The organism is Pseudarthrobacter cellobiosi (assembly GCF_023913755.1).
GTDB classification, from domain to species: Bacteria; Actinomycetota; Actinomycetes; order Actinomycetales; family Micrococcaceae; genus Arthrobacter; species Arthrobacter cellobiosi.
Window position 1 is genome coordinate 1 of sequence record NZ_JAMXBJ010000049.1, and the last position, 24,900, is coordinate 24,900.

26 protein-coding genes, 1 tRNA gene and 5 pseudogenes are annotated in these 24,900 nt (G+C 64.6%); 14 read left to right on the top strand and 18 right to left on the bottom strand.

The features are described from left to right. Positions 1 to 230 (bottom strand): helix-turn-helix domain-containing protein (locus tag NG696_RS15880; protein ID WP_252576123.1); only part of this gene is annotated, 230 nt, incomplete at its 3' end. 211 nt (positions 231 to 441) lie between these two features. Further along, on the bottom strand, positions 442 to 2,373 hold the full coding sequence (locus tag NG696_RS15885; protein ID WP_252576124.1) for an AMP-binding protein: 1,932 nt from the start codon (positions 2,371 to 2,373) through the stop codon (positions 442 to 444). Positions 2,374 to 2,547: 174 nt separating this feature from the next. On the opposite strand from NG696_RS15885, the pseudogene NG696_RS15890 reads away from it, so the two are divergent. From NG696_RS15890 to NG696_RS15900, 3 pseudogenes are all read left to right on the top strand, one after another. Further along, a pseudogene (locus tag NG696_RS15890) lies at positions 2,548 to 3,208 on the top strand (GntR family transcriptional regulator). After that, positions 3,201 to 3,419: pseudogene (locus NG696_RS15895) on the top strand (MmgE/PrpD family protein); the annotation flags it as partial. The pseudogenes NG696_RS15890 and NG696_RS15895, both read left to right, overlap by 8 nt. A gap of 208 nt (positions 3,420 to 3,627) precedes the next feature. Beyond that, positions 3,628 to 3,882: pseudogene (locus NG696_RS15900) on the top strand (ATP-binding protein); the annotation flags it as partial. 70 nt (positions 3,883 to 3,952) lie between these two features. Here NG696_RS15900 and NG696_RS15905 read toward each other — a convergent pair. The 4 genes and pseudogenes from NG696_RS15905 to NG696_RS15920 all read right to left on the bottom strand — a co-directional run bounded on the left by NG696_RS15905 (position 3,953) and on the right by NG696_RS15920 (position 5,690). Next, positions 3,953 to 4,432, bottom strand: coding sequence for a mycothiol transferase (locus NG696_RS15905; protein ID WP_252576126.1), 480 nt, complete (start codon positions 4,430 to 4,432; stop codon positions 3,953 to 3,955). Beyond that, positions 4,429 to 4,830, bottom strand: coding sequence for a VOC family protein (locus NG696_RS15910; RefSeq protein WP_252567663.1), 402 nt, complete (start codon positions 4,828 to 4,830; stop codon positions 4,429 to 4,431). The genes NG696_RS15905 and NG696_RS15910 overlap by 4 nt, the downstream gene beginning before the upstream one ends. A 48-nt stretch (positions 4,831 to 4,878) precedes the next feature. Further along, a pseudogene (locus NG696_RS15915) lies at positions 4,879 to 5,343 on the bottom strand (SRPBCC family protein); the annotation flags it as partial. Beyond that, positions 5,340 to 5,690, bottom strand: coding sequence for an ArsR/SmtB family transcription factor (locus NG696_RS15920; RefSeq protein ID WP_252567485.1), 351 nt, complete (start codon positions 5,688 to 5,690; stop codon positions 5,340 to 5,342). The gene NG696_RS15920 and the pseudogene NG696_RS15915, both read right to left, overlap by 4 nt. 398 nt (positions 5,691 to 6,088) lie before the next feature. On the opposite strand from NG696_RS15920, the gene NG696_RS15925 reads away from it, so the two are divergent. The 3 genes and pseudogenes from NG696_RS15925 (at position 6,089) to NG696_RS21140 (ending at position 7,771) form a co-directional block, all read left to right on the top strand. Continuing rightward, complete coding sequence (locus NG696_RS15925; RefSeq protein WP_252567486.1) at positions 6,089 to 6,559, top strand: glycerol-3-phosphate dehydrogenase C-terminal domain-containing protein; 471 nt, start codon at positions 6,089 to 6,091, stop codon at positions 6,557 to 6,559. A gap of 148 nt (positions 6,560 to 6,707) precedes the next feature. Further along, positions 6,708 to 7,507 (top strand): annotated as a pseudogene (locus NG696_RS15930) (FGGY family carbohydrate kinase); the annotation flags it as partial. Between the two features lie 60 nt (positions 7,508 to 7,567). Further along, positions 7,568 to 7,771 (top strand): hypothetical protein, encoded by a 204-nt coding sequence (locus NG696_RS21140; RefSeq protein WP_374211243.1) that lies wholly within the window; start codon positions 7,568 to 7,570, stop codon positions 7,769 to 7,771. On the opposite strand, the gene NG696_RS15940 is transcribed toward NG696_RS21140, so the two are convergent. Then, positions 7,757 to 8,686, bottom strand: coding sequence for an N-acetylglucosamine kinase (locus NG696_RS15940; protein WP_252567665.1), 930 nt, complete (start codon positions 8,684 to 8,686; stop codon positions 7,757 to 7,759). The two genes, NG696_RS21140 and NG696_RS15940, sit on opposite strands and share 15 nt — an antisense overlap. 127 nt (positions 8,687 to 8,813) lie before the next feature. Next, positions 8,814 to 9,800, bottom strand: a complete 987-nt coding sequence (locus NG696_RS15945; protein WP_252567488.1) for a LysR family transcriptional regulator — start codon at positions 9,798 to 9,800, stop codon at positions 8,814 to 8,816. Positions 9,801 to 9,892: 92 nt separating this feature from the next. On the opposite strand from NG696_RS15945, the gene NG696_RS15950 reads away from it, so the two are divergent. Continuing rightward, entirely contained in the window at positions 9,893 to 11,179 is a 1,287-nt protein-coding gene (locus NG696_RS15950) for an MFS transporter (RefSeq protein ID WP_252576127.1), read from the top strand. A 121-nt stretch (positions 11,180 to 11,300) separates the two neighbouring features. Next, the gene (locus NG696_RS15955) at positions 11,301 to 11,804 is read left to right on the top strand and encodes an Lrp/AsnC family transcriptional regulator (RefSeq protein WP_252576128.1); all 504 of its coding nucleotides are present in this window, start codon (positions 11,301 to 11,303) and stop codon (positions 11,802 to 11,804) included. Here NG696_RS15955 and NG696_RS15960 read toward each other — a convergent pair. Continuing rightward, positions 11,801 to 13,042 (bottom strand): MFS transporter, encoded by a 1,242-nt coding sequence (locus tag NG696_RS15960; protein ID WP_252567496.1) that lies wholly within the window; start codon positions 13,040 to 13,042, stop codon positions 11,801 to 11,803. The genes NG696_RS15955 and NG696_RS15960 overlap by 4 nt on opposite strands. Positions 13,043 to 13,210: 168 nt before the next feature. Here NG696_RS15960 and NG696_RS15965 point away from each other — a divergent pair, with 168 nt between their 5' ends. The 3 genes from NG696_RS15965 to corA are packed head-to-tail and all read left to right on the top strand — an operon-like array spanning position 13,211 to position 15,179. Further along, positions 13,211 to 13,708 carry an Lrp/AsnC family transcriptional regulator gene (locus NG696_RS15965; RefSeq protein ID WP_252567498.1) on the top strand — a complete coding sequence of 166 codons (498 nt, stop codon included), beginning with the start codon at positions 13,211 to 13,213 and terminating at the stop codon, positions 13,706 to 13,708. A gap of 48 nt (positions 13,709 to 13,756) precedes the next feature. Next, positions 13,757 to 14,182, top strand: coding sequence for a DUF1761 domain-containing protein (locus NG696_RS15970; RefSeq protein WP_252576129.1), 426 nt, complete (start codon positions 13,757 to 13,759; stop codon positions 14,180 to 14,182). Position 14,183: 1 nt separating this feature from the next. Then, positions 14,184 to 15,179 carry a magnesium/cobalt transporter CorA gene (gene corA / locus NG696_RS15975; protein ID WP_252567503.1) on the top strand — a complete coding sequence of 332 codons (996 nt, stop codon included), beginning with the start codon at positions 14,184 to 14,186 and terminating at the stop codon, positions 15,177 to 15,179. A 47-nt stretch (positions 15,180 to 15,226) separates the two neighbouring features. On the opposite strand, the gene NG696_RS15980 is transcribed toward corA, so the two are convergent. The 9 genes from NG696_RS15980 to galU all read right to left on the bottom strand — a co-directional run bounded on the left by NG696_RS15980 (position 15,227) and on the right by galU (position 22,938). Beyond that, positions 15,227 to 16,822, bottom strand: coding sequence for an ABC-F family ATP-binding cassette domain-containing protein (locus tag NG696_RS15980; protein WP_252567505.1), 1,596 nt, complete (start codon positions 16,820 to 16,822; stop codon positions 15,227 to 15,229). 566 nt (positions 16,823 to 17,388) lie between these two features. Further along, complete coding sequence (locus NG696_RS15985; protein WP_252576130.1) at positions 17,389 to 17,841, bottom strand: hypothetical protein; 453 nt, start codon at positions 17,839 to 17,841, stop codon at positions 17,389 to 17,391. Between the two features lie 64 nt (positions 17,842 to 17,905). Further along, the gene (locus NG696_RS15990; RefSeq protein WP_252567507.1) at positions 17,906 to 18,349 is read right to left on the bottom strand and encodes an Hpt domain-containing protein; all 444 of its coding nucleotides are present in this window, start codon (positions 18,347 to 18,349) and stop codon (positions 17,906 to 17,908) included. Then, positions 18,336 to 19,034 carry a signal peptidase I gene (locus NG696_RS15995; RefSeq protein ID WP_252567509.1) on the bottom strand — a complete coding sequence of 233 codons (699 nt, stop codon included), beginning with the start codon at positions 19,032 to 19,034 and terminating at the stop codon, positions 18,336 to 18,338. Before NG696_RS15995 ends, NG696_RS15990 begins: the two co-directional genes overlap by 14 nt. Before the next feature lie 114 nt (positions 19,035 to 19,148). After that, positions 19,149 to 19,769, bottom strand: coding sequence for a TasA family protein (locus NG696_RS16000; protein WP_252576131.1), 621 nt, complete (start codon positions 19,767 to 19,769; stop codon positions 19,149 to 19,151). Positions 19,770 to 20,143: 374 nt separating this feature from the next. Beyond that, a tRNA-Ala gene (locus tag NG696_RS16005) sits at positions 20,144 to 20,216 on the bottom strand. A gap of 139 nt (positions 20,217 to 20,355) precedes the next feature. After that, positions 20,356 to 21,261: a hypothetical protein gene (locus NG696_RS16010; protein ID WP_252576256.1), complete on the bottom strand. Its 906-nt coding sequence runs from the start codon at positions 21,259 to 21,261 to the stop codon at positions 20,356 to 20,358. Between the two features lie 148 nt (positions 21,262 to 21,409). Then, positions 21,410 to 22,027, bottom strand: coding sequence for a GNAT family N-acetyltransferase (locus tag NG696_RS16015; RefSeq protein WP_252576132.1), 618 nt, complete (start codon positions 22,025 to 22,027; stop codon positions 21,410 to 21,412). Positions 22,028 to 22,032: 5 nt separating this feature from the next. Then, positions 22,033 to 22,938, bottom strand: a complete 906-nt coding sequence (gene galU / locus NG696_RS16020) for a UTP--glucose-1-phosphate uridylyltransferase GalU (protein WP_252567515.1) — start codon at positions 22,936 to 22,938, stop codon at positions 22,033 to 22,035. 108 nt (positions 22,939 to 23,046) lie between these two features. Between galU and NG696_RS16025 the strand changes: the two genes are divergently transcribed. The 3 genes from NG696_RS16025 (at position 23,047) to cpaB (ending at position 24,888) form a co-directional block, all read left to right on the top strand. Further along, complete coding sequence (locus NG696_RS16025; protein WP_252567517.1) at positions 23,047 to 23,667, top strand: 5-formyltetrahydrofolate cyclo-ligase; 621 nt, start codon at positions 23,047 to 23,049, stop codon at positions 23,665 to 23,667. A 117-nt stretch (positions 23,668 to 23,784) separates the two neighbouring features. Then, positions 23,785 to 24,042 carry an FmdB family zinc ribbon protein gene (locus NG696_RS16030; RefSeq protein WP_252576133.1) on the top strand — a complete coding sequence of 86 codons (258 nt, stop codon included), beginning with the start codon at positions 23,785 to 23,787 and terminating at the stop codon, positions 24,040 to 24,042. Between the two features lie 99 nt (positions 24,043 to 24,141). Continuing rightward, positions 24,142 to 24,888 carry a Flp pilus assembly protein CpaB gene (cpaB, locus tag NG696_RS16035; protein ID WP_252576134.1) on the top strand — a complete coding sequence of 249 codons (747 nt, stop codon included), beginning with the start codon at positions 24,142 to 24,144 and terminating at the stop codon, positions 24,886 to 24,888. Positions 24,889 to 24,900 lie beyond the last annotated feature (12 nt).

Here is a 24,900-nt window from a genome sequence, read left to right on the forward strand (position 1 = left end):
AAACCCCGCCGGCCGTTGGCTCCTGCCCAAAAACGATCCGCCACCATCTCGAAGGAAAACCCGTCCCAACGCTTGACAAAAAACATAGGGACACCCCCCTGTTCGTACCGTGCCCGTCGGGACAAGACCGTGGGATGCGAGGCGCCCGTTGCGGCCGCGATGGGCGTGTTTGCGGTCCCGTCGGCCGCCAGCAGCAGGATTCGCGCCCGCTGGACCAGCCTGGCACGCATCGACGTTGACCGGCGACCACCGGGTCAGGATCTCGAAATCACCATCACGCAGAATAAGTGCCGGGGCAGGAGGATGAGCGGAACGGGGCCTCTGATGCCTCCGCCGGCCAGCACCGGCTCCGGCCGTACATTACCGGGCGTTGCGGGAGTGGCCTCGCGTGTTACCGGCCATCAGGCCAGCCTGACAACGAAACGTGTGGAACCGCAGCGTTTATGATGCACCGGCCGGCATTGACGGAGCACCATCGCTGTTGCCCGTCGGGCGCAGGACCCCCATAAGCTGGTCGATCACCCCTGCGTCCTCGATGGTGGAGGGGATGACGTACTCTTCGCCGTCGGCGATCTGACGCATTGTCTTGCGCAGGATCTTCCCCGACCTCGTCTTGGGCAGCGCGTCCACAACGGTGACGTTCTTGAAGTCCGCCACGGGACCGATGTCCCGGCGGACCAGGGCGATCAGCTCCTGGGCGAGCACGGTGTCTGCCATCTGGACGCCTGATTTCAACACAACGTAGCCGCTGGCGTGTTGGCCTTTCAGTGGATCCGAGACGCCGATGACGGCGCATTCGGCCACAGCGGGGTGCTGGCCGATCACCTGTTCCATCGATCCGGTGGACAGCCGGTGTCCGGCGACGTTGATGATGTCGTCGGTCCGGCCCATGACGAAAAGATACCCGTCGTCGTCGCGGTAGCCGGAGTCGCCGGTGGCGTAGACGCCGTCGAAGGCCTGGAGATAGGAGGAGACGTAGCGGTCATCGTTCCGCCACAGTGTGGTGAGCGTGCCGGGCGGCAGTGGAAGTCCCAGGACGATGTTGCCTTCTTCTCCGCCTGCAACCTCCTCGCCGGCGCCGTCCACAATCCGGAGATCAAAGCCGGGCATGGGCACCGAGGGGGAACCGGCCTTGATGGGCAAAGGCTCCAGCCCCCGGGGGTTGGCGCAGATTGCCCAGCCCGTTTCCGTCTGCCACCAGTGGTCCACCACGGGGACACCCAGGGTTCCGGCCGCCCAATGGTAGGTGTCGGTGTCGAGCCGCTCCCCCGCGGCGAAGAGGGTCTTCAGGCTGGACGTATCGTAGCCCGCCAGCAGTTTCGCCTCGGGATCTGCCCTCCGGATGGCACGCAGCGCCGTGGGCGCCGTGAACAGGACATTGACCTTGTGGTCCTGGATGACCCGCCAGAACGCACCCGCATCCGGGGTGCCCACGGGCTTGCCCTCGTAGAGAACCGTGGTGGCGCCTGCAATGAGAGGCCCGTAGACGATGTAGGAGTGCCCCACTACCCACCCGACATCCGAGGCGGTCCACATGACGTCCCCCGGGCCGACGTCGTAGATGTTTTCCATGGACCAGGCGAGTGCAACGGCGTGACCGCCGTTGTCCCGGACAACTCCCTTGGGGGCTCCCGTGGTGCCGGAGGTGTAGAGAATGTAGAGGGGATCCGTGGCGCTGACGTCCACCGGCCCGGCGGGAATGGCCGTGGCCATCTCGGTGTCCCAGTCCAGCCAGCCACGGAAGTCGGCGGCGCTGGCCGCAAAACCCTCCCGGTCCTTGACCAGGACAGGGGTGTCCGGAACACCGGCAAGCTCCAGGGCTTCCGCGACCGCAGGCAGGTATTCCACGCGGCGGGACGGCTCGATGCCCCCGGACGCCGTGACCACTGCAACGGGAGCTGCGTCCCTGATGCGGGCGGCCAGCTCCTTGGGCGCAAAGCCGCCGAAGACCACGGAGTGGACTGCCCCCAGCCGTGCTGCCGCCAGCATGGCCACAACCGCCTCCGGGATCATGGGCATGTAGATCACCACGCGGTCCCCTTTGCCCACGCCCTGTTGGCGCAGCACACCTGCAAACCGGGCTACCAGCTCCGTGAGTTCCGCATACGTGTACCGACGCTGGGAGCCCAGCATGGCGGAGTCGTAGATCAGGGCTTCCTGCTCGCCGCGACCCGCCAACACATGGCGGTCCAGGGCGTTGAAGGAGGTGTTCAGGACGGCGTCCGGGAACCAGCCGTAGAGCGGCGCCCTGCCGGAGTCCAACGCCTTCTCCGGAGCCGTGGACCAGGTGACCCGGTTCGCCGCCTCCAGCCAGAATTCAGCCGGCTGCTTCAGGCTGCGTCCATAGGCATCCCGGTAAGTGGTGGTAACCATAAGTGCTTCCTTCTCCACGACGTTGTGATGTGGCCCCATGCTAGCTGTTCGCCCTGCCCCAGACAAGGGGGTTGTATACAAAAACAGCCGTATTTGCCAAATTACACCTCAAAAAATGGGTAATTCCCGAATCTGTGTATACACTGATCATGCCAAACCACCGAAGGGGGCAGCATGCGAGCCAGCGAAAAAGCCTACGTCTCCCTTCGCGAAGACATTATTGAATGGCGGCTGCTCCCCGGCACGGTCCTTGCCGAGGTGGAGCAGTCCGAACGGCTGGGCATCTCGCGCACGCCCCTTCGGGAGGCGCTGAGCCGGCTCACGGCGGAAGGGCTGACGACGGCGGCGGGCGGCCGCGGCGTCGTCGTCACCGATATCTCGCTGGAGGACATCGACGAACTCTTCGAGCTCCGCGAAACGCTCGAAGGTCGGGCGGCTGCCCTGGCGGCAGAACGGGGCGATCCCGCCACTTTCCTGCAGCTCCAGGACGAACTGCTGGGAGCGCCTGCCCTGATCAACGGCACGGACCCGGCCCGCCACGACTACTACCATTTGGTGGGACGCCTCGACGCGGCAATCGACGCAGCCATCACCAATTCCTACCTGGCCCAGGCCATGCGCAGCCTCCGCGTGCACCTCGTGCGGGTCCGCAGGCTCGCCGCCGATGACGCCGCCCGCCTGACGGCCGCCGCCGCCGAACACGCGGCCATTGCCGAAGCGATCGCCGCAGGCAACCCGCGCCTGGCGGAAGCCGCCACCACTGTCCACCTGCACCGCAGTCTTTCCCACGTCAAAGCTACCCACCCACAGCACTAAGAAGGAGCACCATGGTTAAGGAACACCACGTCCGCGTCTACAAGAGCGACGAGAACCTCGCCCGTGAAGACCAGCTCGCACACAAGATCGCCACCGTCGCCGCCGACCCCGTCGAGGTCACGCCCGAGGTCACCGAGATGGTCATCAACCGCATCATCGACAATGCCTCCGTGGCCATCGCTTCCCTGAACCGCGGCCCGATCGTGGCTGCCCGCGCCCCTACGTCCACGCCGACATCACCATCAAGGAGAAAGCCCTAGCCCTGACCACGCCTGCATCCGCGCGCCCCGGCCGGTACCACCCACCAGACAAGATCCTTGCGTTCCTCGAGAGCCTGTAACTATGCCGAGCCGCGGCCCCGCTGACTGGGCAGAATGGGCGGTGGCCTCGGCATAGTTGCGGGCTCGGCAAGGTCAATCTATGCGGATGTCGGCAAAGATCGACGAACTCGGTTACATGGAACTGGACAAACGCGGCGCTGAACTTCTCTTCCAGGTGCTCACCGAACGCGAAGAAAAAGCATCCGTGGCCATCGCCACCAACGAATCTTTCTCCGGCTGGACCAAAACCTTCACCGACCCACGTCTGTGCGCCGCGATTGTGGACCGGCTGACCTTCAAAGGGACCATCATCGAAACCGGCACCGACTCCTACCGGCTCGCGCACACGGTGGCCCAGCAAGCGGCTAGCTAAATCGCTAAGAACGCGACGATACGTCGGTGTCTCCAATCGGACTGCGGCCTGAGCCGTCCGGAAGTCGGGACTATTCCACTACGAGATTCTGATGTCCGTCCATTAGCTCTCGGACGATGTCGAGGTGGCCCGCGTGGACGGAAGTCTCAGCGAGCACGCGAAACAGGACCTCACGCCCATTGGACATCGGCGGTGCGTGGAAGACGCTGGTTGGAGGCCACCAGCGGGGAGGGGCATCTAAATCGATCTTCGCAAGGACCTCATCATTTCCAGTGATTTCACGCTTGTAGATGTTGATGGCCTCGGCTCCGGTCATCGGTTCGGACTTCCAACCGTTGTGAAGTTCGGCGATTGCCCTGTCATCACCACCGAGAACGGCCGATATCCAGAACATCTCGTCGTCGAAGGCCAGGTGGTTGAGCAGCTGCGTCATTGTCCAGCCGGATGGGACTAAAGGTCGACGCATCGCATCGTTCTCGAGGCCGTCGACTGTTCGAAGAACATGTCTTCGCTCACTCGCCAGCTGGGCAAGCAATTGGTTGTCGCTCATGTCGCGGGCTCATATCCGACAAGCCAGTGAAGTCCATGACGATCTATGACTTGGCCGTCGGAGGCGCCCCATGGCTTTGACGAGAGTGGATCGAGCACCGACCCGTCAATGGAGAGTTTCTCGAACCACTCATGGAGGACTGCCGGTTCGGCGGTTCCCAACAGCGAGAGCATGATGCCTTCGAGCCGGACCGTTGCCTGGCCTTCCGCTGCGTCCGATCCTGCCAGAGCAACGACGCCGTTGAGCACTCCATGAGCTACGGCTTCTGGTGGGCCGTCGCTCCTGCCGAAGGCCTCGTACGTGTGTAGGGACAGCTCACCGCCGAAGATATCCGCATAAAAGTTCAAGGCTTCCCGCGCCGTTCCCGGAAAGAAGACATAGATCTGGGGCCCGGCCATGCGCCCATTGGTCACTGTGGTCATGGCGGTGCTGTCCTTGACCCGGTCAATGGTGGCGCCCCAGCCCTCCCGGGTACCTCCCAGCATGAGCTTCCGCACCTCTTCGATGTCGAGTTGCTCGGAGAACTGAACTGTGAGGACGAGCTCCGTTTCCTTGCCCAAGTCGTTCAGCTGCACCGTGACTACAGGGGCAGTCATTTCGTTCTCGCCGTCGAGTTCGGGCCAGCCTCCGACTGCTCCCCAGCGGAAGACGAGTCGTTCGTCGGGAACGATCTCCAGGTAAATTCCCCCAGTGGGGTAGCTGAGGTCTTCATTGACGATCATTTGTTGCTTCCATGTTCCCCCAACGCGAAGGTCGACCTCGATGGGTGTGGCGGGTGTGGGCATGTCGGGGTTGTAGAACCAGGCAAGGTGTTCAGGGTCAGTCCAAGCTGTGAACACGGCATGCCGCGATGCAGCCAAAGTTCGGGTAAGGGTGAAGCTTCGATCTTGTGTCGGCAAGTCGGTCATCATCTATCCTCCAGTTCAGTGAGAGCATCGGGGCGATCGGGGTTTATGGCGAGCTGTGCGTCAAGGCGATCCAGCCGTGTGCTCAGGAAATCGCGGTATGGGCGCATCCATTCCTCAACCTTTTGTAGCGGCGCAGGTTGAAGCCGGCAGTTCCTCCACTGGGCCGATTTGGACTTAGTGATCAGCCCGGCCTGCTCGAGCACTTTCAGGTGGCGCGATACGGAGGGCACGCTAATCGAGTGCGGAACGGCTAGTTCGGTCACCGTCGCCTCGCCCTGCTGCAGTTGCGCCAGCAGAGCACGGCGGGTGGGATCCGCCAGCGCAAGGAAAATCGTACTCAGTTCATCCATTTGCGCCCCAGCCTAATTACGCATCAGCGCAAATACAAGACTGGGTGGTCGCTGATGCTGTCAATTTCGTTGGATTTGTGATCCCAATGCGAAGGACAGCCAATCTTTTCCCACGGCTAGTGGACCCAAATGGGCCTGCAATCCCAAGGTCAAGTGGACCCAAATCAGATTGACATTCTCACCATGTCTTTCCGGACATCACCCTCCCCCAAGAGCAGATCGTCTACAGCTTCTCAGGCATCCGTCCACTGCCCCGCCAGGACTCCGAGCACACCGGGTCTATTTCCCGCGGCTCCTACCGCATCGAACGCGACACGCGTAAGATCGCCGGAAAGCAAGTGCCAGTCCTGAGCCTGGTAGGTGACAAATGGACGACCTTCCGTGCTCTCTCAGAGCTCATGACTAATGACGTTCTGGCACTTCTCCAACGCCCCCGGACGGCATCTACTGCCCGGCTGCCGATTGGAGGCGGAAAAGATTACCCACGCACGGAAGTTGCACTTCAGTCCTGGATCACCTCACGGGTCTCCGGAAAATTCGATACCTTCCGCGTACGGGATTTGCTGGAGCGCTATGGCACCCGCGCTGACGAAGTCATGGCCTTCCTCGCAGCCGGGGAGGACCACCCGTTGCACTGCACGGCAGAACTAAGCAGCCGAGAGCTGGAGTTCATGGTCCAAAACGAGCAGGTCGGCCACCTGGTGGATGTGCTTATCCGCCGGACATCCCTGGCCTTCCGAGGGCTGGTCACCGTCGAGATGCTCGACGAAATCACCCAACACCTGTCTGTCCTTCTTGGATGGGACGACACCCGGGCGCTATGGGAAATCCAGCACACCCGGAATACCCTGCTGCGTTTCACCCCGTGACCGTAGCTGCGCAGGCCAACAGCAGCACCGGCCCCCGGCCCAAATAGCAGGCTTGGTCACTGCGCTACCGGGCAGCCGACCAACCCTGCTGATCACTAACGCCCTCGGAAAGCTTCAACGGCTAGGAACAACTATGCAGCAGTAAGTCATTGCCATCGACCGAGGCACCTCCAGCAGTCGCGCTATCGTCTTTGACCACACCGGCAGCATTGTTTCTAAGAGCCAAAAAGAGCACAAACAAATCCTTCCCCAGCCAGGATGGATCGAACACGACCCAGAGGAGATTTGGGATAACGTTCAGCATGTCATCGCGACAGCCCTCGAGAACGCGCGTCTGACCCCTAATGACATTGTTGCCATAGGCGTTACCAACCAGCGGGAAAGCGCTGTGGTCTGGGACAAAAGAACAGGAACACCGGTCTACAACGTCATCGTATGGCAGGACACCCGTACGCAAGACACCGTAGACGAACTCGCCGCTTTCGGGGGCACCGATCGATACAAGGACCGCGTCGGCCTGCCTCTCGCCACCTACTTCTCGGGGACCAAAATCAAGTGGATTTTGATCATGTCGAAGGCGCCCGGGACAAGGCTGAAGCGGGCGAACGTCTGTTCGGAACCATAGATAGCTGGCTGGTCTGGAACCTCACCGGTGGTGCCGCAAACAGCGGAGTCCACGTCACCGATGTTACCAACGCCTCCAGAACTCTATTCATGGACCTGGGCAGCCTCCAATGGGACATCAGGATCCTGGAGGAATTTGACGTCCCATCGAGCATGATGCCGGAAATTAGATCCACTTCAGAGATTTACGGAACGGTAGATTCAACTCAGCTCCTAGTGCTCGACGGCGGGCTGACGCTGGACGGGCAGGAGGTCCCGCCCGGGCCGCTGGGCTACCTGGGCGCGGGGCGTTCGGCGCTGGAGTTCCAGGCCCTGTCCGGCACACGGTTCCTCCTGATCGGCGGGGAGCCGTTCCAGGAGGAACTGCTGATGTGGTGAAACTTCATGGGCCGCACGCACGACGAAGTGGAGCAGGCCCGTGCGGACTGGGAAGCCCAAGCCGCACTGCCTGACGCTGCTGCCCGCGGAGCCCGCTACGGGCTGGTTGAAGGGCACGGCCCGGATGCGGGCGCCGAAGCCGGACGCATCCCCGCCCCCATCATGCCGGCCGTCAGGCTGGCACCCCGGAAGCGGTCAGTGGGCCCCTGACCCTTCCGAGACCAGCTTCAGGACGCCAAACACAGGGTCCTGGTCCAGGACACGGACATCGGTGACGCCGACGGCGGCCAGGTGGCTCCGGAAAGAGTCCTGCAGCGGAATCACGTTCATGCCCAGCCCGCTGCCGAGAATTACCGGGCCGTCGATTCCAAGCTTCCGCAGGGCCTGCGCGGCCAGGCCGGCAAGATCCTTGCCGGCCTGGTCCAGCAGCTCCTGACTGACCGTATGGCCCGCCGCTGCCGCGTCCACCACCAGGCGTGCCTGCTGGGCCCAGAACCGGCGGCCGGTGTCCGGGGAATGAAAGAGGGCAATCAGCCTGTTGGGGTGGTCCACTCCGCAGGCGGTAAGCAGCGCAGCGGTCAGCTGGTCCGCCGGGAGTCCCTGGTTCATCCGGCGCAGGCTGTGCCGGACCGCCTCCCGGCCCAGCCAGTAGCCGCTGCCTTCGTCCCCAAGCAGGTAGCCCCAGCCGCCGGCCCGGGCCTCGTCGCCGGCAGCGTTCCTTCCCCAGGCTGCGGAGCCGGTTCCTGCGATCACGGCCACGCCGGTGCTGGCGCCGCCCGCGGCCAGCAGCAGCCGTGAATCGTGGACCACCGTGACTTTGGCTCCCGGAACATGGGGTTCGATCAGCGCGGCAAGGGCTGCAGCGTCGTCGTCGGTATCTATGCCACCGGCCCCGGCGTACACCCGGGCCACCTGGCCGCCGCCGATCCGGGAGAAGAGATCTGCGAGGTTCAGTGCCGCCTGTTCGCGGCTGACGTTCTGGACGTTGGAGCTGCCGGCGGACTCGTCGGCCACGGCAACCCCGTCCTCAAACCTGACGCCGCGGGTCTTTGTACCGCCGATGTCCAGGCCGATGATGACCCCCGCGAGGGGACCCGGGGCGGCCGCGGACGTGGCGCCGCCCAGCGGGTGGTTTCCGGAAGTTGTGGTTTGGGGGTGTTCGCTGTCAGTCACGTCCCCCAGCCTACTGAAACGCTGGCGGCGAATCGCTGCCGGGCCGCGGGACGCCGTCGTGTCTCAACGCCGTGGCGCCCTATCCGCTCCCTGAACGGGCGGCCACCAGCCCCTCCAGTAACCGGGGACCCTCTTGCAGGACCATCTCCCGGAAGAAGCGGACAGGATCGGGCTCGGCGTCGGGGCCGGGTTTCCGCAGGCGCCAGCCCAGCCCGATTTCGCGGAACGCCAGGCCGGATTCCAAGGCAAGTTCAACCCAGCCCAGGTTGCCTGTTTCCGGGCTGATGTGGCGCCCCGGGGCATTGCCTCCGGGCGGCAGGATGCTGACGCCAAGGCCCGCGGCGACCAATCCGCGGGCGGTGTGGGTGTCCTGGCTTTCGAAGGCGATCCGCGGCCGGAAGCCTGCCTCGCGGAACAGCGCATCTGTCAGTGACCGCATGCCGTACCCCGGCTCCAGCGCCACGAAGGGGTCCCGGCGGATGTCCTGCATCCTGACGCTGTCCCGTCCGGCCAGCGGGTGGCCGTGGTGAACCACCAGTCGGAGCGGCTCACGGTAGAGCGGCGCCGAGGAGATGGTGCTGCTTGCCGCCGGAACAGGGGCGGTCAACGCCAGGTCCGCCTGGCCCGAGGCGAGCTCCGAGAGACAGGTGTCCCGCGCCCCTTGTCTGAGGATGAAGCCGGCCTCCGGGTGGCGGCTTCGGAAGGCACTGATGAGCAGGGGCAGGGTGGCCTCTCCGAACGTGTGCTGAAAGGAGAGTGACACTTTTCCCCGCACCACATCCGACTCGTGCCGGACCAGATCCAGTCCGGCCTGGAATTCGGTCAGGGCCGACTCGATGTACGGCAGCAGAGTCCGGGCGGCCGCTGTGAGGCGGATGCCCCGTCCGTCCCGGATCAGCAGTTCGGTTCCGACGACGGCGCTGGCCCGGGACAGTGCCCTGCTCACCGTGGACTGGGGTACTCCAAGGAGCTCGGCCGTTTCCGTGACGTGCTGGGTCCGGCCCAGTTCAGCCAGGATGGGGAACAGCGGCAGGAGCTTCACCAGTTGCTTGTGGTCGGCGTGCATTGGCTCAACTCTTCCAAACGTTGCATTCTTGATATGAATTGTAGCTAAAACATGCATTGGAAGCATATATTCCAGAGGCCTACCCTTGAGCTATGCCACAGGATGCCGCAGCCCCAGGAACCTTCAGTCCTCCGCAGGGTGACTGGGCGGGACATCCCAAAGGCTCCGCCGCCTACAACAAGATCCTGGCCGGCCTGGCCTTCGCGGGCGTGGCAACGTTCGCCCAGCTGTACTCCACCCAGGCGGTCTTGCCGCTCCTGGCTGCAGACCTGAAGGTGACCGCGGCAGAGGCCGCGTTGACCATTTCGCTGGCCACCGTGGGCCTGGCCATCACCGTCATTCCGTGGTCCTTCCTCGCGGACAGGATCGGCAGGGTCAAGGCCATGGCATGGGGAATCTCCGCCGCCACTATCCTGGGCTTGCTGGTACCGCTCGCCCCCACTTTCGGCGCCCTGCTTGCCTTGCGGCTGCTTGAGGGAATGGCACTGGGCGGGATCCCGGCCATCGCCATCGCCTACCTGAACGAGGAAGTGAACAGGGCCCATGCGGCCATGGCCGCAGGCAGCTACGTTGCCGGCACAACGCTGGGCGGGCTGGCCGGCCGGCTGGTGGCAGGCCCGGCAGGTGAGTTGTGGGGCTGGCGCACAGCCGCACTGGCGGTTTCCCTACTGGCAACAGGCGCCGCTGTGCTCTTCCTGGTCCTGGTCCCGAAGGCGAAAGGGTTCACCGCCGCCAAGGCCGCCGGGCTGCGCGGTGCCACGGCGACGCTCGGCGGGCATGTGCGCAATCCCCGGCTGCTGGCGCTCTACATCAAGGCCTTCCTGATGATGGGCGGGTTTGTGGCCGTCTACAACTACCTCGGCTTCCGGCTGTCCGCTGAGCCTTTCACGCTGCCTGCCACCCTGATTAGCCTGATCTTCCTGGCGTACCTTTCCGGAACGTTCTCTTCCCGCTGGGCCGGCGGGTTGACGGCCAGGTTTGGCCGCAGGAATGTGCTGCTAGCTGGCATCGTCCTGATGGTGGCCGGGCTGGCCCTGACGCTTACGCAGCTGCTCGCCCTGATCCTTGCCGGCCTGGTCATCTTCACCGGCGGCTTCTTCGCGGCCCACAGCATCGGTGCAGGCTGGACCGGAAGCATCGCCACCACCGGCCGCGCCCAGGCATCGTCGCTCTACAATCTGGCCTATTACCTGGGTTCGAGCGTCATCGGCTGGGCCGGCGGACTGGTGTTCCAATCCCTGGGCTGGACGGCGCTTGCCGTGGCAATCATGTCCCTGGCGTGCATCACGGCGGTGACAGTCGCCGTCGTACATCCCCGGGGGAACGACGAAACCGCACGGGCCGCCACACAAGGGCGGGCGGAAGCCGCGGGGCCGTAAAACTATCCGCCATTAAATGGCAAGTGTGTCTGGCGATTGTTCGGCAGGGATGGTTGCGTTCCGGGGTGATCAACAGGAATCCGGCGTCTAGGATGAACTGACGGACATTCAAGGAGATTCCATGAGCAGCAACCCAAAAAGCATCCGGTCGGCCAGCCACTTTGAGCCGCTGGATGCCATCGATGAACGGCTTCTGGCCGCCTTGGTGGACGATGCACGGATCTCCAACAAGCAGTTGGCAGAACTCGTGGGCATTGCCCCGTCCACCGCGCTCATGCGGACCCGCGCATTATCCGAACGTGGCATTGTTCAGGGATTTGAGGCGAAGCTCAGCCTCTCGGCCATCGGCAGGTCCGTCCAGGCGCTCGTAGCCGTCCGGTTGCGGGCCCACGACAGGGACCAGATCGACCGCTTTACAGCCCGCGTTCCGCACTTGCCCGCGGTCCTCTCCACCTTCCACACGTCAGGCTCCGTGGACTACCTGCTGCACATCGCCGTTGCCAGCACCGAGGACCTGCGTGACTGGGTCCTGGACAATCTCGCCACCGATCCCGTTGTGGGCCACACCGAGACCACCCTCGTCTTTGATCACATCCAAGGGAACCACGGCCCGCTGCCGGACTAGGCTGTCCGCTGCAGCGCTGTCCGAAGCGTGACGGCGGACAGCGCCAGTGCGGCGGCGCTGCACAACACTACGAAGCCCGTGACCGCCGTCGGCAGCCCGAACACCCCTGTGGCCCAGCCCAGTCCAATGACCGGCACAGCGCTGCCCAGGTACGTGATGACATAAACGGTGCTGATGACCTGGGCGTGCTGTGACGATTCCACCTTGGCGGCCACATCATTAAAGACCGTGCGGAAGGTGACCCCCTGGCCCAGCCCCGCGCAGACGCTGGCGGCGGCCAGCAGCAGCGGACTGCTCCAGGCGGCCGCTGCAGCCAGGAGCAGCACCGAGGCTCCCAGGACCGCCAGCCCCGCGGGCACCACAAAGCGTCCCCGCACGGACAGTACCTGGCTCAGCGCGGAGGCGGCGAGCGTCATCCCGGCCAGGGCGCCGATCAACGGCCGTGAATCGGTCTGAATGATCGGGGCGAAATAGGCCGGTGCCAGCGACAGGCAAAATCCAAAGACGGAGAAGCTGAGGAATCCGACGGCGGCCGCAAGCCAGAAAGCGCCCCGTGCCTCGGTGGACACCGAAGGCCGGCGGGGAGCCAGGACCAAGACGGGCCGACGGCCGACCGGAGGCTTGATGGCCGGCCGGGCCTGAAGCAGGTACAGCGGCACCAGCATTGCCGCCAGGACGAGCGAGTGAACATAGTACGGGGCGGTGGTGGGTCCGGGCAGCAGCGACAGCAGGCCGCCGATGACCGGACCGGCAGCCACGCCTCCCGCCGTCGCCAGCAGGGTGAAACGGGTGGCCCACTCCGGCCGGGTTGGAAGCAGTTCCCGCAGTGCGGCGGCGCTGGCACCCGTGGCCAGGGCAACGGCCACACCCTGAAGGGCCCGTCCGGCAGAGAGCGCCACCAGGTTTTCTGCCTGCGAGAAGACCCAACTGCCCGCCAGTCCGGCGAGTACAGCCAGGATGAGCGCCGCCCGCCGGCCGATGTGGTCCGACCAGTGGCCGGCCAGCATCAGCGTTGCCACCAGGGCCAGGACATAGCTGGCAAAGGCCGCCGTGACACCGAGTGGCGAGAGGCCCAGGTTTGCCTGGAGCAGCGGATACAGGGGCGTGGCCAGGTTCGCACCGACCAGCAGGGTGAAGATGACGGTACCGGCCATCACCAGCCGTGCGGTGGTGGATGCATCCCAGCCCTGACGCCCGGCGGTGGCCGGACGCATGCGGAGTTCATTGAAGACTGTCATTGGTGCTGCCTTGGCGTCGACCGGGGAGGGAGGGCCTTGTGGGAGGCCGCCCCGGGTGGGAATTGATACCTACAGAATGCTTCAGGGCTGACTGATCGGGCGTTAGTTCGTGGAACAATTGAGCAAAATACGCAATTCTTGGTGTCTCCAATAACTGAAAGTGACAGTTTGCCTACCCTTGATCCCACTGACCTGAAGATCCTGCTGGAACTCATCCGCGATCCCCGCGTCCAGATCGGCGAACTGGCCGAGATGCTGGGGATTGCGCGCAACACAGCGCAGACGCGTGTGCGGCGCCTGCTGCGTGCCGGGGTACTCCACGACGGCGGCCGCGAGATCGACCTCGAGGCGGTGGGGTACGATGTCGTCGCTTTCGTCACGATTGAAGTGACGCATCGGGAACTGGACGGAGTTGTGGGCGCCCTCCGGCTGCTCCCCCAGGTCCTGGAGGTCCATGAAATCTCCGGGCGGGGTGATGTCTGGTGCCGGGTGGTGGCCACCGATACGCACAATCTGCAGTCCGCCCTCCGCCAGATCCTCCGCATCAAGGGCGTCATCCGGACCGAAACAGTCCTGGCGCTTCACACCCACATTCCGTACCGGACCGAACCCCTGATCAGCCGCCTCGCACAGGCCGTGCCCGGCACCCCAACACGGCCCACGTAATTGTCCGGGCGCGGCGGCGGGCCCCCTCAAGGCAGTTAGGATTCGAGCATGGATTGGCTTTCACATATTTCACAGATCAACTGGCTCGCCGTGGCGCTGGCCTTCATCTCGAGCATGGCTATCGGCTTTGTCTGGTACATGCCGGCCGTGTTGGGCAAGCGGTGGATGGCCGCCATCGGAAAGACTGAAGAGGACCTCAAGAACATTGGCGGCGGCGCGGGGATCTGGGTTCCCATGATGATTGCGGCCGCCCTGACAGCCGTCCTGCTGGCGGTCCTGATCAGCAAACTGGGCCTCGACAACGCAGCGGCGGGCGGCGGGTTCGCCCTGGTGCTCGCGCTGGTGTTCCGCGCCGGCGGGCATGTCATCCATAACGGGTTCGCCGGCCGCCCCACGGCTGTCACCCTGATCGATTCCGGACACGACCTGCTCGCCATAACGGTGGCCGGCGCGATCATCGGGGCCATGTCCTGACGTGACCATCATCGACAATGCCGTTTACGTGGACGGCGTCCGCAGCGCGGAGCCGGAGAGCCTGGAGCAGACTTTCGAAACCCTCTCGGAGCACGGGGGCATGGCCTGGATCGGACTGTACCGGCCCACAGCGGCGGAAATGACCGCTGTGGCCACCGAATTCGGGCTGCATCCGCTGGCGGTGGAGGACGCCATTTCGGCGCACCAGCGTCCCAAGCTGGAGCGGTACGAGGACAGCCTTTTTACGGTGCTGCGCCCGGCGCGGTATCTGGATGCCACCGAGACAGTGGAGTTCGGCGAGCTGCACATCTTCACCGGCCGGAATTTTGTGGTTACCATCCGCCATGCCGAAATGGCCGGCGTTGCCCGGGTGAGGCGGCGTCTGGAGGGCCGCCCCGACCTGCTCCGGCACGGCCCGGAATCGATTCTGTACGCGCTGCTGGACCTGGTGGTGGACGACTACGCGCCGGTGGTGGCCGGGCTGGAAAACGACATTGACGAGATCGAGGACCAGCTCTTCAGCGGGGACACCAACGTCTCCCGCCGCATCTATGAACTGGCCCGCGAAGTCATCCAGTTCCAGCGCGCCATCCATCCCCTGCCGGATATGATGCAGCAGCTCAAGCGGGGCTTTGAAAAGTACGGCGTGGATTCTGAACTGCAGCACAGCCTGCGGGACGTCGAGGACCATGTGGAACGGGTCATCTCGCGCGCGGATTCCTTCCGTGACCTGTTGCAGAACGCCCTCACGCTGGACGGAACGCTGACCGCCAACCGGCAGAACCAGGCCAGCGCCGAACAGAACGAACAGGTCAAGAAGATCTCCTCATGGGCGGCGATTTTCTTTGCACCTTCCTTCGTGGCCGGGGTCTACGGGATGAACTTCGACCACATGCCCGAACTCCACTGGACCATCGGCTACCCGATGGCCATCGCACTGATGGCAGCCACCGCAACCCTGATGTATGCCATTTTCAAGAGGAAAGGCTGGCTGTAGTGCTTTAGGGCTGGCGCCGCTGCGGCAGCCTCAGGCGGCGCTGGGCCTCAGGCCACCTGCAGGTCAACACTCCCGTGGCCCGAGTCCGCGGCGCTGAATACCAGCCGGCGGTTGGCAATCTTGTCGGTGAAGAATCGGTCGTGACTGACCACCACTACTGCTCCCGGGAAATGCAGTAGGGCGCGTTCCATAACCTGGGTACTGGAGAGGTCTAAGTGGTTGGTGGGCTCATCCAACAGCAGCACCGAGGCGCCCGAGAGGAGGCATTGGGCCATGGCCACACGGGCGCGTTGGCCGCCTGAGAGGTTGCCGATCTTTTGCTTGAGATCAGCTTCGGAGAACTGGAACATGGCAAGGAACCTGTTCACCGACTTCTTCGTCGCAGTCAGGGCCAGGCTGTCAGGCATCGCGTTGACCGCGTGCGTGACCGTGTCGTCGTCGTCCAATTCCTCCAAGACCTGGTTGTAGGAGACCATTCCGGCGCCCTTGGCCCAGGCCACGCTGCCTGAATCGGCCGGCTCTTCGCCGGTGAGCGCCCGGAGCAGCGTGGTCTTGCCGCTGCCGTTGGACCCGACGACGGCGATGCGGTTTCCGCGCCCGATCTCGAAACTGAGGCCGCTGAACAGCGTCCGGCCGCCGTAGGCCTTGCTCAGGGATTCCACCCGACACAGGACATCCTTGACGTACAGACCGCCGTATATCTCCGTGATGATCTGGTCCACTGGCCGGGGTGCCCGGGACTTCTTGATCCTGGCCAGCTGGTTTGCCAGTCCCTTGCCGGCCGCCTTGGCCGCTTCCCGCCGGTCGGAGATACCTTCGGCCTCGAAGGCGAGCAGCTCGGACTCATGGACGAACTGGCTCTCCAGGCTCTTGAGCTTGAACTGCTTCGCCACCACGTATTCGGCGAAGTTGCCCGGGTATTCGTGGAGGTGGAAGTTCTCCACTTCGATGATCCGGCTGACAACGGAGTCCAGGAACTTCCGGTCGTGCGAGACGATGATCGCAGCGCCTTTGAAGGTCCGGAACCAGCCTTCGAGCCATTCGACGCCGGCCACATCAAGGTAGTTGGTGGGTTCATCAAGCAGGAGGACGTCCGGGGTTTCCAGCAGGATCTTCGCCAGGGCTGCCCGGTTCCGCCAGCCGCCGGAGAGCTCGTCGATGGCGCAGGTGCGGTGGTGGTCGCTGAAGCCGAGGGTGGTGAGTACTTTGTCGATGCTGCGCTGATAGTCCCAGCCATCCAGCCGGTCCATCGCCTCAAAGAGCTCGGACTGGCGGTGGATCAGTTCATCCAGCCGTGCTGCGTCCGAGGAATCGGCGGCGATGGCCGCATCGATGCCGGCCAGCTCGGCTTCGATCTCTTTCACGTGGGCGAAGAGCCCGTCCAGGACCTCCGCAATAGTGGATTCGCCGTTCAGCTCTGAGAACTGGGAGAAGTAGGCGGCCTTGGTTCCGAGCTCGACGGCGACGGTCCCGGAATCGGGAGCCACCTGGCCCTGGATCAGCTTCAGGATAGTGGACTTGCCCGACCCGTTCTTGCCGATCAGGCCAACCCTGTCCCCGGCTTCAAGCTTGAAAAAGGCTTCGCGGAGAACCTGGGTTTTGTCAAAGCTCACGTTGACGTCGTTCAGCCGGATCAAACTCATTGATGGTGTCCAATCCAGTGCTAACTAGCTGCGGGCCCGGGAAACACGGTTCTGGCCAGACAGATGATGTGTGGAGCTAAGGAGATTCGAACTCCTGACCTCTTCTCAGAGGACAGTCTATTTCATTGCTTGCCAAGGGTTTGTGCTGTGTTGATAATCCGCTGGATCTAGACGTTTTCTCGGACCCTCAGCTGTTCGAGTAGGCCTTCCGCTGCCAGAGCATGACGGAACAGATCCAGCGCCGGGCCGCTGTGCCAGCCCTTCGGAGCGGCCTTGCGGGAGGGCAGAGTCTTGACCCAGGTTCTTCTGAACGTCGTCGCTTCTCTGCACTTTTCAAGTGCGCGTGACTGGCATGCCGAGGTTTGTTGGGCCAAGCCGGGCGAGTCGTTGTGCGTCGGCCCGCTTGTCCTGGAGGAATCGGAGGGTGAGGTCGATGCCTTCGAGCTCTCCGACCCAACCTTGGTGATGCGCCCCATTCGCAGGCGAGAGCCTGAACCACGGCTCGCCCACAACTCTTTGGCACCGGGGCGGGGGGGCTGGGCCGCTTAGGTCGGTCGGGTTTGCGGTTAGCAGGTGTTAGTGCCGGTGAATGCCGTTCCCGTCCAGGTGCCTACGAGGGCTTGGATGGTGAAGGTGTAGGTTCCTCGGCGGGTGGAGGTTTGGGTGAGGGTGAGGGTGTCGCTGGTGATGGTCTGTGGAGTGGAGGTGGTGCCGTCCGGGGCGGTGATGATGACACGGTAGGAGTCGGCTTTGCTGACCTTTCCGTACCCGGTGAGGTTCAGGGTGTAGCTGCGCCCGTTGCCTGCACAGCTGTGGGTCCATGTGGCGGTGGCCGGGGCCGGGATGGCGTAGGTTCCGATGGACATCGGCGAGGTGGTGGCGGCTTTGAACGCGGCCTGGGCGATGGCGGGCGTGAGGACGAGCACCAGTGCGGCGATCGCTGTGGCCAAGGCGCGGGCGGCAAAGGTCGTCAGGGCGTGGGGCAGCCTTTGGGTATGTTGCTTCGAATGACGTGCCACTGCCTGACCCTTTCCGATTCAATTGCCGACGTGCCGCTTCTATTGTGTGGCTGAGACCTCAAGGTCATCGGTGGGCGGGATCCGGTGATTTCCTCAACCCGGTACCGGGCAGGTCCGTGTTTCTGGACCAGGTGTCGGGCTGGTCCGTGCCGGTGTGGCCGAGCAGTTTGGTGATCTCCTGGGTGAGGGCCGCCGTGTGGCTGTCCAGTGTCAGGCTGGTGTGTCGGGCCCCGGCCAGGTTGACGGCATTGAATTCGCACCCGATGCTGCGGCAGTGCCGTGCGATTTGGTGTGCTCCGACCATGGAGGCCGAGGAGGCCAGGCTCCGCACGGCGGTCAAGGCGGCTTCCGGGTCGTTGTCTGCGAGTGCGTGTTTGATTCTGGCCACGCGTGCCGGGAGCATCTGCAGGAATTGCGTGATGAATTGCAGGGCCGTGGCACGGGAGTCCAGTTCCTCGGCCAGGGCCTCGAGCCGGGTCCGGTCCAGGACCGGCTCAGTGCTGGTCATCACGGCCCCTGTTCCGGTCATCTGGGTCCGCTGCGGGGCTTGGGGTTTTGCGCCAGATGGAGGTGAGCAGGGCGATCACCAGCAGGGCCGGTGCCCCGTAGAGCAGCACGGTGCGGACGGTGGGTTGGCTTAGTGCCCGGATGGCGTCTCCCAGGTGGGGAATCACCGCGACGGTGGTGTGGACGTAGTCGTCGTTGAGGGTGGCGGTCCAGGGATCGGCGCCGTTGTTGGCGTCGCCCTTGGTCCGGACGGCGATCGTGCCGTCCGGGTTGGTGATCACGTCCGTGACGCGGTGGGTTTCGATCCTGTGGTCATCGACGGGGATGGCGTAGGTGATGATGTCCCCGGCCTTGACCTGAGCAGTGGGAGTTTTGATGCTGACGACGACGTCACCGGGATTGATCAGGGGGGACATGCTGCCGGTGAGCATGGTGGAGGTCTGGTATCCGCCGAACCGGGGTCCGACGGCCAGGAACAGGAACACGGCCGCGGTGATGATCAGCAGCGCCGTGGTGAGGACGCGCGCACCGGTGCCGGCGATCCGGCGCAGGACCCGCCGGCCCTGCGTCTGTCCCGGGGGCCGGGCCGGTGTCTGTTCTTCCGGCGTCTTTTCCGTGGTGGCCCGGTCGGCAGCAGTGCCGGGGGCCGGTCCGCGGCGGGCGGGGAGGGTGTCGAGGTTACTCACGGTGTCTGCTCCCAGGATCGGCGTCGGTGGTGGTCCGGCGGTTGTGTCTGTGGTTGTTTCGGAGGTGCCGTCTGCCCGCCCCGGTTTCCGGGACGGGCAGACGATGCATGGGGCTTACTTGTTGGTGGCGGAGCGCTGTGTGCCGGTGAAGGTGAAGTCCACGACGCTGCTCTTGCCCTGGAACGCGTTGCCAGCGGCGGCCGGAAGGGTCGCGGTCACCCGCAGGTTATCGGTGCTGCCGGCGGTGATGGTGGCCAGGTTGGTCAGGGGCAGGTCCGCTCCGATGACCGGCCGGGCGGCCAGGACCGTGGTGGTCGTGCCGGAGCAAGTGTAGGTATAGGCGGGTGCCGTGCCAGCTTCGGTCCACGCAACGGAGCACTTGTCGATGGCCACCTGCAGGCCGTTCAGGACGTCGGTGTCCAGGACGGAGGATGTGGTGGCCGCCGTTGTCAGGGTGACCGCGGCCAGGTCCTGGCTGCCGGAGTTTGTCAGGGCGGCGGCGCGCTGGACGGTGTCACCGGCGACGAGTCCGGTGGAGGCGACGGCGAGACGGTTCGCCGCGGTGCTGGCGGCGCCCAGGGCGATGTTGACCGTTCCGGAACTGACCGACGCCGTCGCTGCCGTGGTGGAGGTAAACGCGCCGTACGTGCCCAGGCCGGCCACGCTCGCTGCGGCGGCGACAAGGGCAGCGGAGGCCAGGAGCTTGCCGGAGGTGGACTTGAGGTTGAGACCCATGGTGTTTTTCCGTTCTTGTGGCCGGCCGTTCTATGGGCCGATCGAGGATTATTCGGACTGTCAAGCCCCCCGGCCTGACAACACCAACGATGCCCGTCAAGTCTCAAGGGAAGCCCCGGCAACCTCCAAAGACTGGGTCAAGACTCCCTCAAGACCAGCCGCCCAACAGCGGTGTCAGGCAAAACCGGCCTACTCCGGGGGCCTGTCGCCCTCCTCCCCGCCGAAATGATCCCGTAAACCGGTCCCCACCGGAACACCAGGCGATCCTTCCCTCCAATGCCCGCTTCTAGCCGCAAAACGTCGGGTTGGCCCCAAAACGGGGAAAGAGAAAGCCCTCCAACCCAACGTTTCCGCAGGTCAGAGGGCCTTCTTTGTGGAGCTAAGGAGATTCGAACTCCTGACCTCTTCGATGCGAACGAAGCGCTCTACCAACTGAGCTATAGCCCCGGAACAGTCCGCGTCCCCGGGAAGGAACCGCGGTACCGGTGACCTTAGGCTACAAATTTTCGTCCCGCATTGCGAATTGACACTCCGCGCCCGCACTGACGACCGGGGCTGGGGCTGCTTGGGCGAACCTGGTGACTTATCAGGCGCGGCGGCGCTGCAGGACGTCGTCGAGGTTGCTCAGCGCGCTCTGCGCCTTGGTGAGGGGCTTGGCGGCAGGCACGGCGGGCGCGGTTGTGGGAACCCCCTGTTTCAGGGACGGCTTGCCGACGGCTTTGGGCGCCTCGGGAAGATCAAGCGGCTGGGGAGCCGGGCGCTCGGCCTTGGCGGCCTCAACGTAGACCGGCTTCGGCACGTCCACCGGTTCCCAGGTTGTGTCGGCCGGCGCCAGCGACGCGGCGGCGGCGCTGGCATCTCCGGCGGCTACCGCGACGGCCAGTGCGGCTTCCCGGAGCTCCATCGCGGTCAGGGGCTTTGGCTTCTGCTTGGGCTGGTGGGCCTCGGCGTCAAAGAGCCGGCTTTCCGGCCAGGCGGCGGGACGGGCTGCAGTGTCCGTGGCGGCAGATCCCTGGCGCCGCACGGGGGCGCTCATCGCCGAGCGGAACGCGGCGTTCACTTTGGCTTTGCGGTCACGCACAGCCAAAAAGCGCAGCACGAAGACAGCCGCAACGGTGATGCCAAGACCGGCGACCGGCAGCAGCACGCTTCCGATTCCGAACGGCAGAAGAACACCCGAAACAAAGGCGGTCAGCAACGCCAGGACACCAACGAGGGCGATCCCTGTCCTGCCATAGCGGATCCGGAACGCGCCGCGCGTCGTCGCGTTGCCGAACGTTTCCGTGGCGGTTTCGGGGCTCTTCCTGATCTCCATGGCTTTCTCCTGCTGGGCGGCGATGTTCATTACCGTCCCGGCTCTCGGGTCCGATGATTCAATGGCTGGTACTTCCGCCAGGAAGTCGCCAGCGGCCTGGGCCTGGTGCCGGCGGTTCCGCAGAACGTAGGGCGCAACCCATACGATCCAGAGCACAACGGCAACCACAAGGATCACTGAGCTGCTTAGGGGGAAGTCCACAATCAAAACGGTATGAGCATTAGGGCAGCCGCCCCCGCATTAGCCACGGTGTGTCGCCGGCAACGTGGCAATTCATTGGATTTATGACCTTGGAAGTACCCATGGCCGGTTCAGGTCCGGCGGGTCAGGACCGGGACGCGAGCCACGGGGCGAGCAGCCCCTCCGGGACCTCGTCAGCGGTCAGCGCGAAGGACCGGTGGTCCGCCCACTCCCCGTTGATGTGAAGGAAGCGTGGACGGTATCCTTCGTCGCGGAAGCCCAGCTTCTCAACCACGCGCAGGCTGGGGCCATTCTCGGGCCGGATGTTGATCTCCATCCGGTGCAGGCCCATTGCTTGGAAACAATGGTCAGTGGCCATGGCCACCGCCGTGGGCGCGATGCCGTGACCGGCGCGCGCCTGGTCAACCCAGTACCCCAGCGTGGCCATCATGGCCGAACCCCACACAATCGAGGACACAGTCAGCTGGCCAACGATGACCGGGGCGGCCAACCTGGGCGTACGCTCAGTGATCAGGAACGGCAAGGCCGTCCCCTGGGCGGCCTGGATTTTCAAGGAGCGCACCATCTGCCGGTAGTCAGGCAGCGCACCGCCGGGTGCCGGGTTGGATGCTTCCCAGGGCGCTAGCCACTCGCTGTTGCGCCCACGGACCTGGGTCCATTCCTTCTTGTCCCGGTATCGAATGGGGCTCAGGATCAGGTCGCCGCATTCGAGTGTTACGGGCCAGATGGGTCCGGGGCGCACGGCAGTTATTTAGCGAGGCCGGCCGTGAAGCCCGGCAGCCATTCCCGCAGGCCTGGGCCGAGGTCGTCGCTGTCAATGGCGAGCTGGACGCAGGCCTTGAGGTAGCTGAGCTTGTCGCCAGTGTCGTAGCGGCGGCCGCGGAAGACCACGCCGTAAACTCCGTAGCCGTCACCGTCGCCGGCTGCCAGTTCCTGCAGGGCGTCGGTCAGCTGGATTTCCCCGCCCCGGCCGGGGCCCGTGTGCTCGAGTACGTCAAAAACTGCGGGGTGGAGGACGTAGCGGCCGATGACGGCCAGGTTTGAGGGCGCCTCGTCCACGCTGGGCTTTTCGACGAGCTTATTGATCCTGACGTAGCCTTCACCGTCGATCTCCTGCACGTCGGCACAACCGTAGGCACTGATCTGGGAGGGCTCCACCTCGATGAGGGCCACCACGGATCCGCCGGTCTTGGACTGGACTTCGATCATGGTGCTGAGGAGTTCGTCCCGGGCATCGATCAGGTCATCGCCGAGGAGGACGGCAAACGGTTCGTTGCCGACGTGCTGCTTTGCACGCAATACTGCGTGGCCCAGGCCGTTGGGGTCACCCTGGCGGACGTAGTGGATGTCACCGAGGTTGCTGGCTGCCTGGATGGACTCAAGTTTGGCCAGGTCGCCCTTGGCTTCCAGGGTGTCCTCCAACGAAGGAACCCTGTCGAAGTGGTCCTCCAGGGCACGCTTGTTGCGTCCCGTGATCATCAGGATGTCGTTGAGGCCAACGTTGACAGCCTCTTCAACCACGTACTGGATGGCCGGCTTGTCCACCACCGGGAGCATTTCCTTGGGCATGGCCTTTGTGGCCGGCAGGAACCTGGTGCCGAGGCCGGCAGCGGGAATAACGGCCTTGCGTACTGTCTGCTGAGTGGTAGTCACTGGACTAATCTAACGGAGGGGCCGACCATTCAGTAATTATTGGTGGCTCCTGGGCCAGCGCGGCGCAGACGCTGCAACGGCCACCCTGAACGGCAAAGAAGGAGCGGCATGTCCCAAGGCAGCAGCGAAGCCAAGGCGGACATCCGCGCACGCCATCGTGCGCGCCGCGCCGCGGCGGACCCCAGGCAACGCGACGCGGCAGGCGCCGCCCTGGCCGTCTACGGCGTTGCCTGGGCTGAACAGCTCACCGGGGGGACGCCGTCGACCTTTTGCGCGTACCTGGGCGTGGTACCAGAACCGCCCACGCTGCCCCTGATCAGCGAACTTCACATGCGTGGCCACACCGTCCTGCTCCCTGTCTGCGAGCCCGGCCGCAGGCTGAGCTGGACGTACTGGACCCCCGGCGTCGAGTTTGTCCGCAGCCGCTATGCCCCGGTGCTGGAACCTGCCGGACCGCGCCTTGACCTCGGCATCATGGCGTCCGTTACTGCCCTCTTCATCCCCGCCACGGCCGTGGACAGGGACGGCAACCGTATTGGCCAGGGCGGCGGCTACTACGACGTCCTGCTGGGCTCCCTGGCCGGGGACGGCCTTGAGATCCCTTTTGCGGCGGTCGTCTTCGATTCCGAACTGCTCCCGGCCGGAAGCATTCCGACCGAAGGCTTCGACCGGAGGGTTCCGGCGGCCCTGACACCCTCAGGTTTGATCCGGCTGCCGGACCCGGCCTGAAGGAGGGCTACTTTCCGGGGGTGATAGAATTGGCACTCAGGCCCTGCGACTGCTAATGGACGGTTTTCCGTTCAGCGCGGCACAGGACCTCTCGTTTGCCCCCGAGGAGGATCACCAGTGCCCACTTATGCTTACGCCTGCAAGGATTGCGGCCACGCCTTCGACGTTTTCCAGTCGTTTACCGACAGCACCCTGACTTCATGCCCGGAGTGCCAGGGCGCCTTGCGCAAGAAGTTCAACAGCGTGGGTGTGGTCTTCAAAGGCTCCGGTTTCTACCGGACCGACTCCCGGGATGCCAAGGGAAGCACCGTTTCGGCTGCCGCCCCCGCGGCCGCACCGGCGCCGGCACCTGCCACCGCCGCTGCCGCCAGCTGACCTCCGGCCCAAAAAGACGTACGACTCCGGCAGCGCGGTTGTCCACATAGGCACCACTGCTTCTGTCCGGTTTGGTTGCCGCTACGTAGCGTGGTTCCCATGCCCGCTACCCTCTTTCGTTCCAGCCGCGGATCCGCCCCGCCGGGACGCCCGGTCCGCCGCCCGCTCCCGTCAGCACGCACCCGGGGCGCGCGCGGCCACAGACTGTTGTCTTGGCTGGGCCGGAACCGGCGCCTCGCAATAGCGCTCCTGCTCTGCCTTGCTGCCGGGATCACGGTCCATCAGCTCACTCCCCCGCCCGCCGACACGGTCTCGGTGTTGGCGGCGGCGCGTGATCTCCCCGCAGGCACGGCCTTGACAGCCACGGACCTGACGGCAACGAAGATCCCGCCGGGGATGCTCACTGCCGGGTCCATGTCCGACACCAGTGACGCCGCGGGAAAGCAACTGGCAGCCCCGATGCGGAAGGGCCAACTGATGACGGACTCCCTGCTGCTGGGTCCCGGCCTCCTGACCGGAACGCCTCCGGGCTCCGCAGCCGTGCCCTTGAGGATGGCCGATCCTTCCTCCATCCAGCTGGTATCGCCCGGGCAACTGGTCAACGTGGTGCTGACCGGGGCGAACGGCTACGACCAGCAATCCCCCTCAGAGGTGCTGGCTTCATCCGTTCCCGTCCTGTGGACGTCAGGACAAGGCGGCAAGACGGGTCAGTGGTTGGGCACCGGCGAGACCGACGGGCTGATCGTCGTGGCAGCAGCCCCGGCGCAGGCTGCTAGGCTGGCGGGGGCCTCCACACAGGGCAAGCTGTTTTTTGTCCTGGTGGGACCCGAGGGCGGGGCCGGGTGACGCCGTTGCAGC

Bases quoted from the DNA above. Each gene is read 5' to 3' on its own strand.
- NG696_RS15885 (WP_252576124.1), bottom strand. From the start codon at position 2,373: ATGGTTACCACCACTTACCGGGATGCCTATGGACGCAGCCTGAAGCAG.
- NG696_RS15905 (WP_252576126.1), bottom strand. From the start codon at position 4,432: ATGAGCGACAACCAATTGCTTGCCCAGCTGGCGAGTGAGCGAAGACAT.
- NG696_RS15910 (WP_252567663.1), bottom strand. From the start codon at position 4,830: ATGGCCGGGCCCCAGATCTATGTCTTCTTTCCGGGAACGGCGCGGGAA.
- NG696_RS15920 (WP_252567485.1), bottom strand. From the start codon at position 5,690: ATGGATGAACTGAGTACGATTTTCCTTGCGCTGGCGGATCCCACCCGC.
- NG696_RS15925 (WP_252567486.1), top strand. From the start codon at position 6,089: ATGACTAATGACGTTCTGGCACTTCTCCAACGCCCCCGGACGGCATCT.
- NG696_RS21140 (WP_374211243.1), top strand. From the start codon at position 7,568: ATGGGCCGCACGCACGACGAAGTGGAGCAGGCCCGTGCGGACTGGGAA.
- NG696_RS15945 (WP_252567488.1), bottom strand. From the start codon at position 9,800: ATGCACGCCGACCACAAGCAACTGGTGAAGCTCCTGCCGCTGTTCCCC.
- NG696_RS15950 (WP_252576127.1), top strand. From the start codon at position 9,893: ATGCCACAGGATGCCGCAGCCCCAGGAACCTTCAGTCCTCCGCAGGGT.
- NG696_RS15955 (WP_252576128.1), top strand. From the start codon at position 11,301: ATGAGCAGCAACCCAAAAAGCATCCGGTCGGCCAGCCACTTTGAGCCG.
- NG696_RS15960 (WP_252567496.1), bottom strand. From the start codon at position 13,042: ATGACAGTCTTCAATGAACTCCGCATGCGTCCGGCCACCGCCGGGCGT.
- NG696_RS15970 (WP_252576129.1), top strand. From the start codon at position 13,757: ATGGATTGGCTTTCACATATTTCACAGATCAACTGGCTCGCCGTGGCG.
- NG696_RS15980 (WP_252567505.1), bottom strand. From the start codon at position 16,822: ATGAGTTTGATCCGGCTGAACGACGTCAACGTGAGCTTTGACAAAACC.
- NG696_RS15990 (WP_252567507.1), bottom strand. From the start codon at position 18,349: ATGACCAGCACTGAGCCGGTCCTGGACCGGACCCGGCTCGAGGCCCTG.
- NG696_RS16000 (WP_252576131.1), bottom strand. From the start codon at position 19,769: ATGGGTCTCAACCTCAAGTCCACCTCCGGCAAGCTCCTGGCCTCCGCT.
- NG696_RS16025 (WP_252567517.1), top strand. From the start codon at position 23,047: ATGTCCCAAGGCAGCAGCGAAGCCAAGGCGGACATCCGCGCACGCCAT.
- cpaB (WP_252576134.1), top strand. From the start codon at position 24,142: ATGCCCGCTACCCTCTTTCGTTCCAGCCGCGGATCCGCCCCGCCGGGA.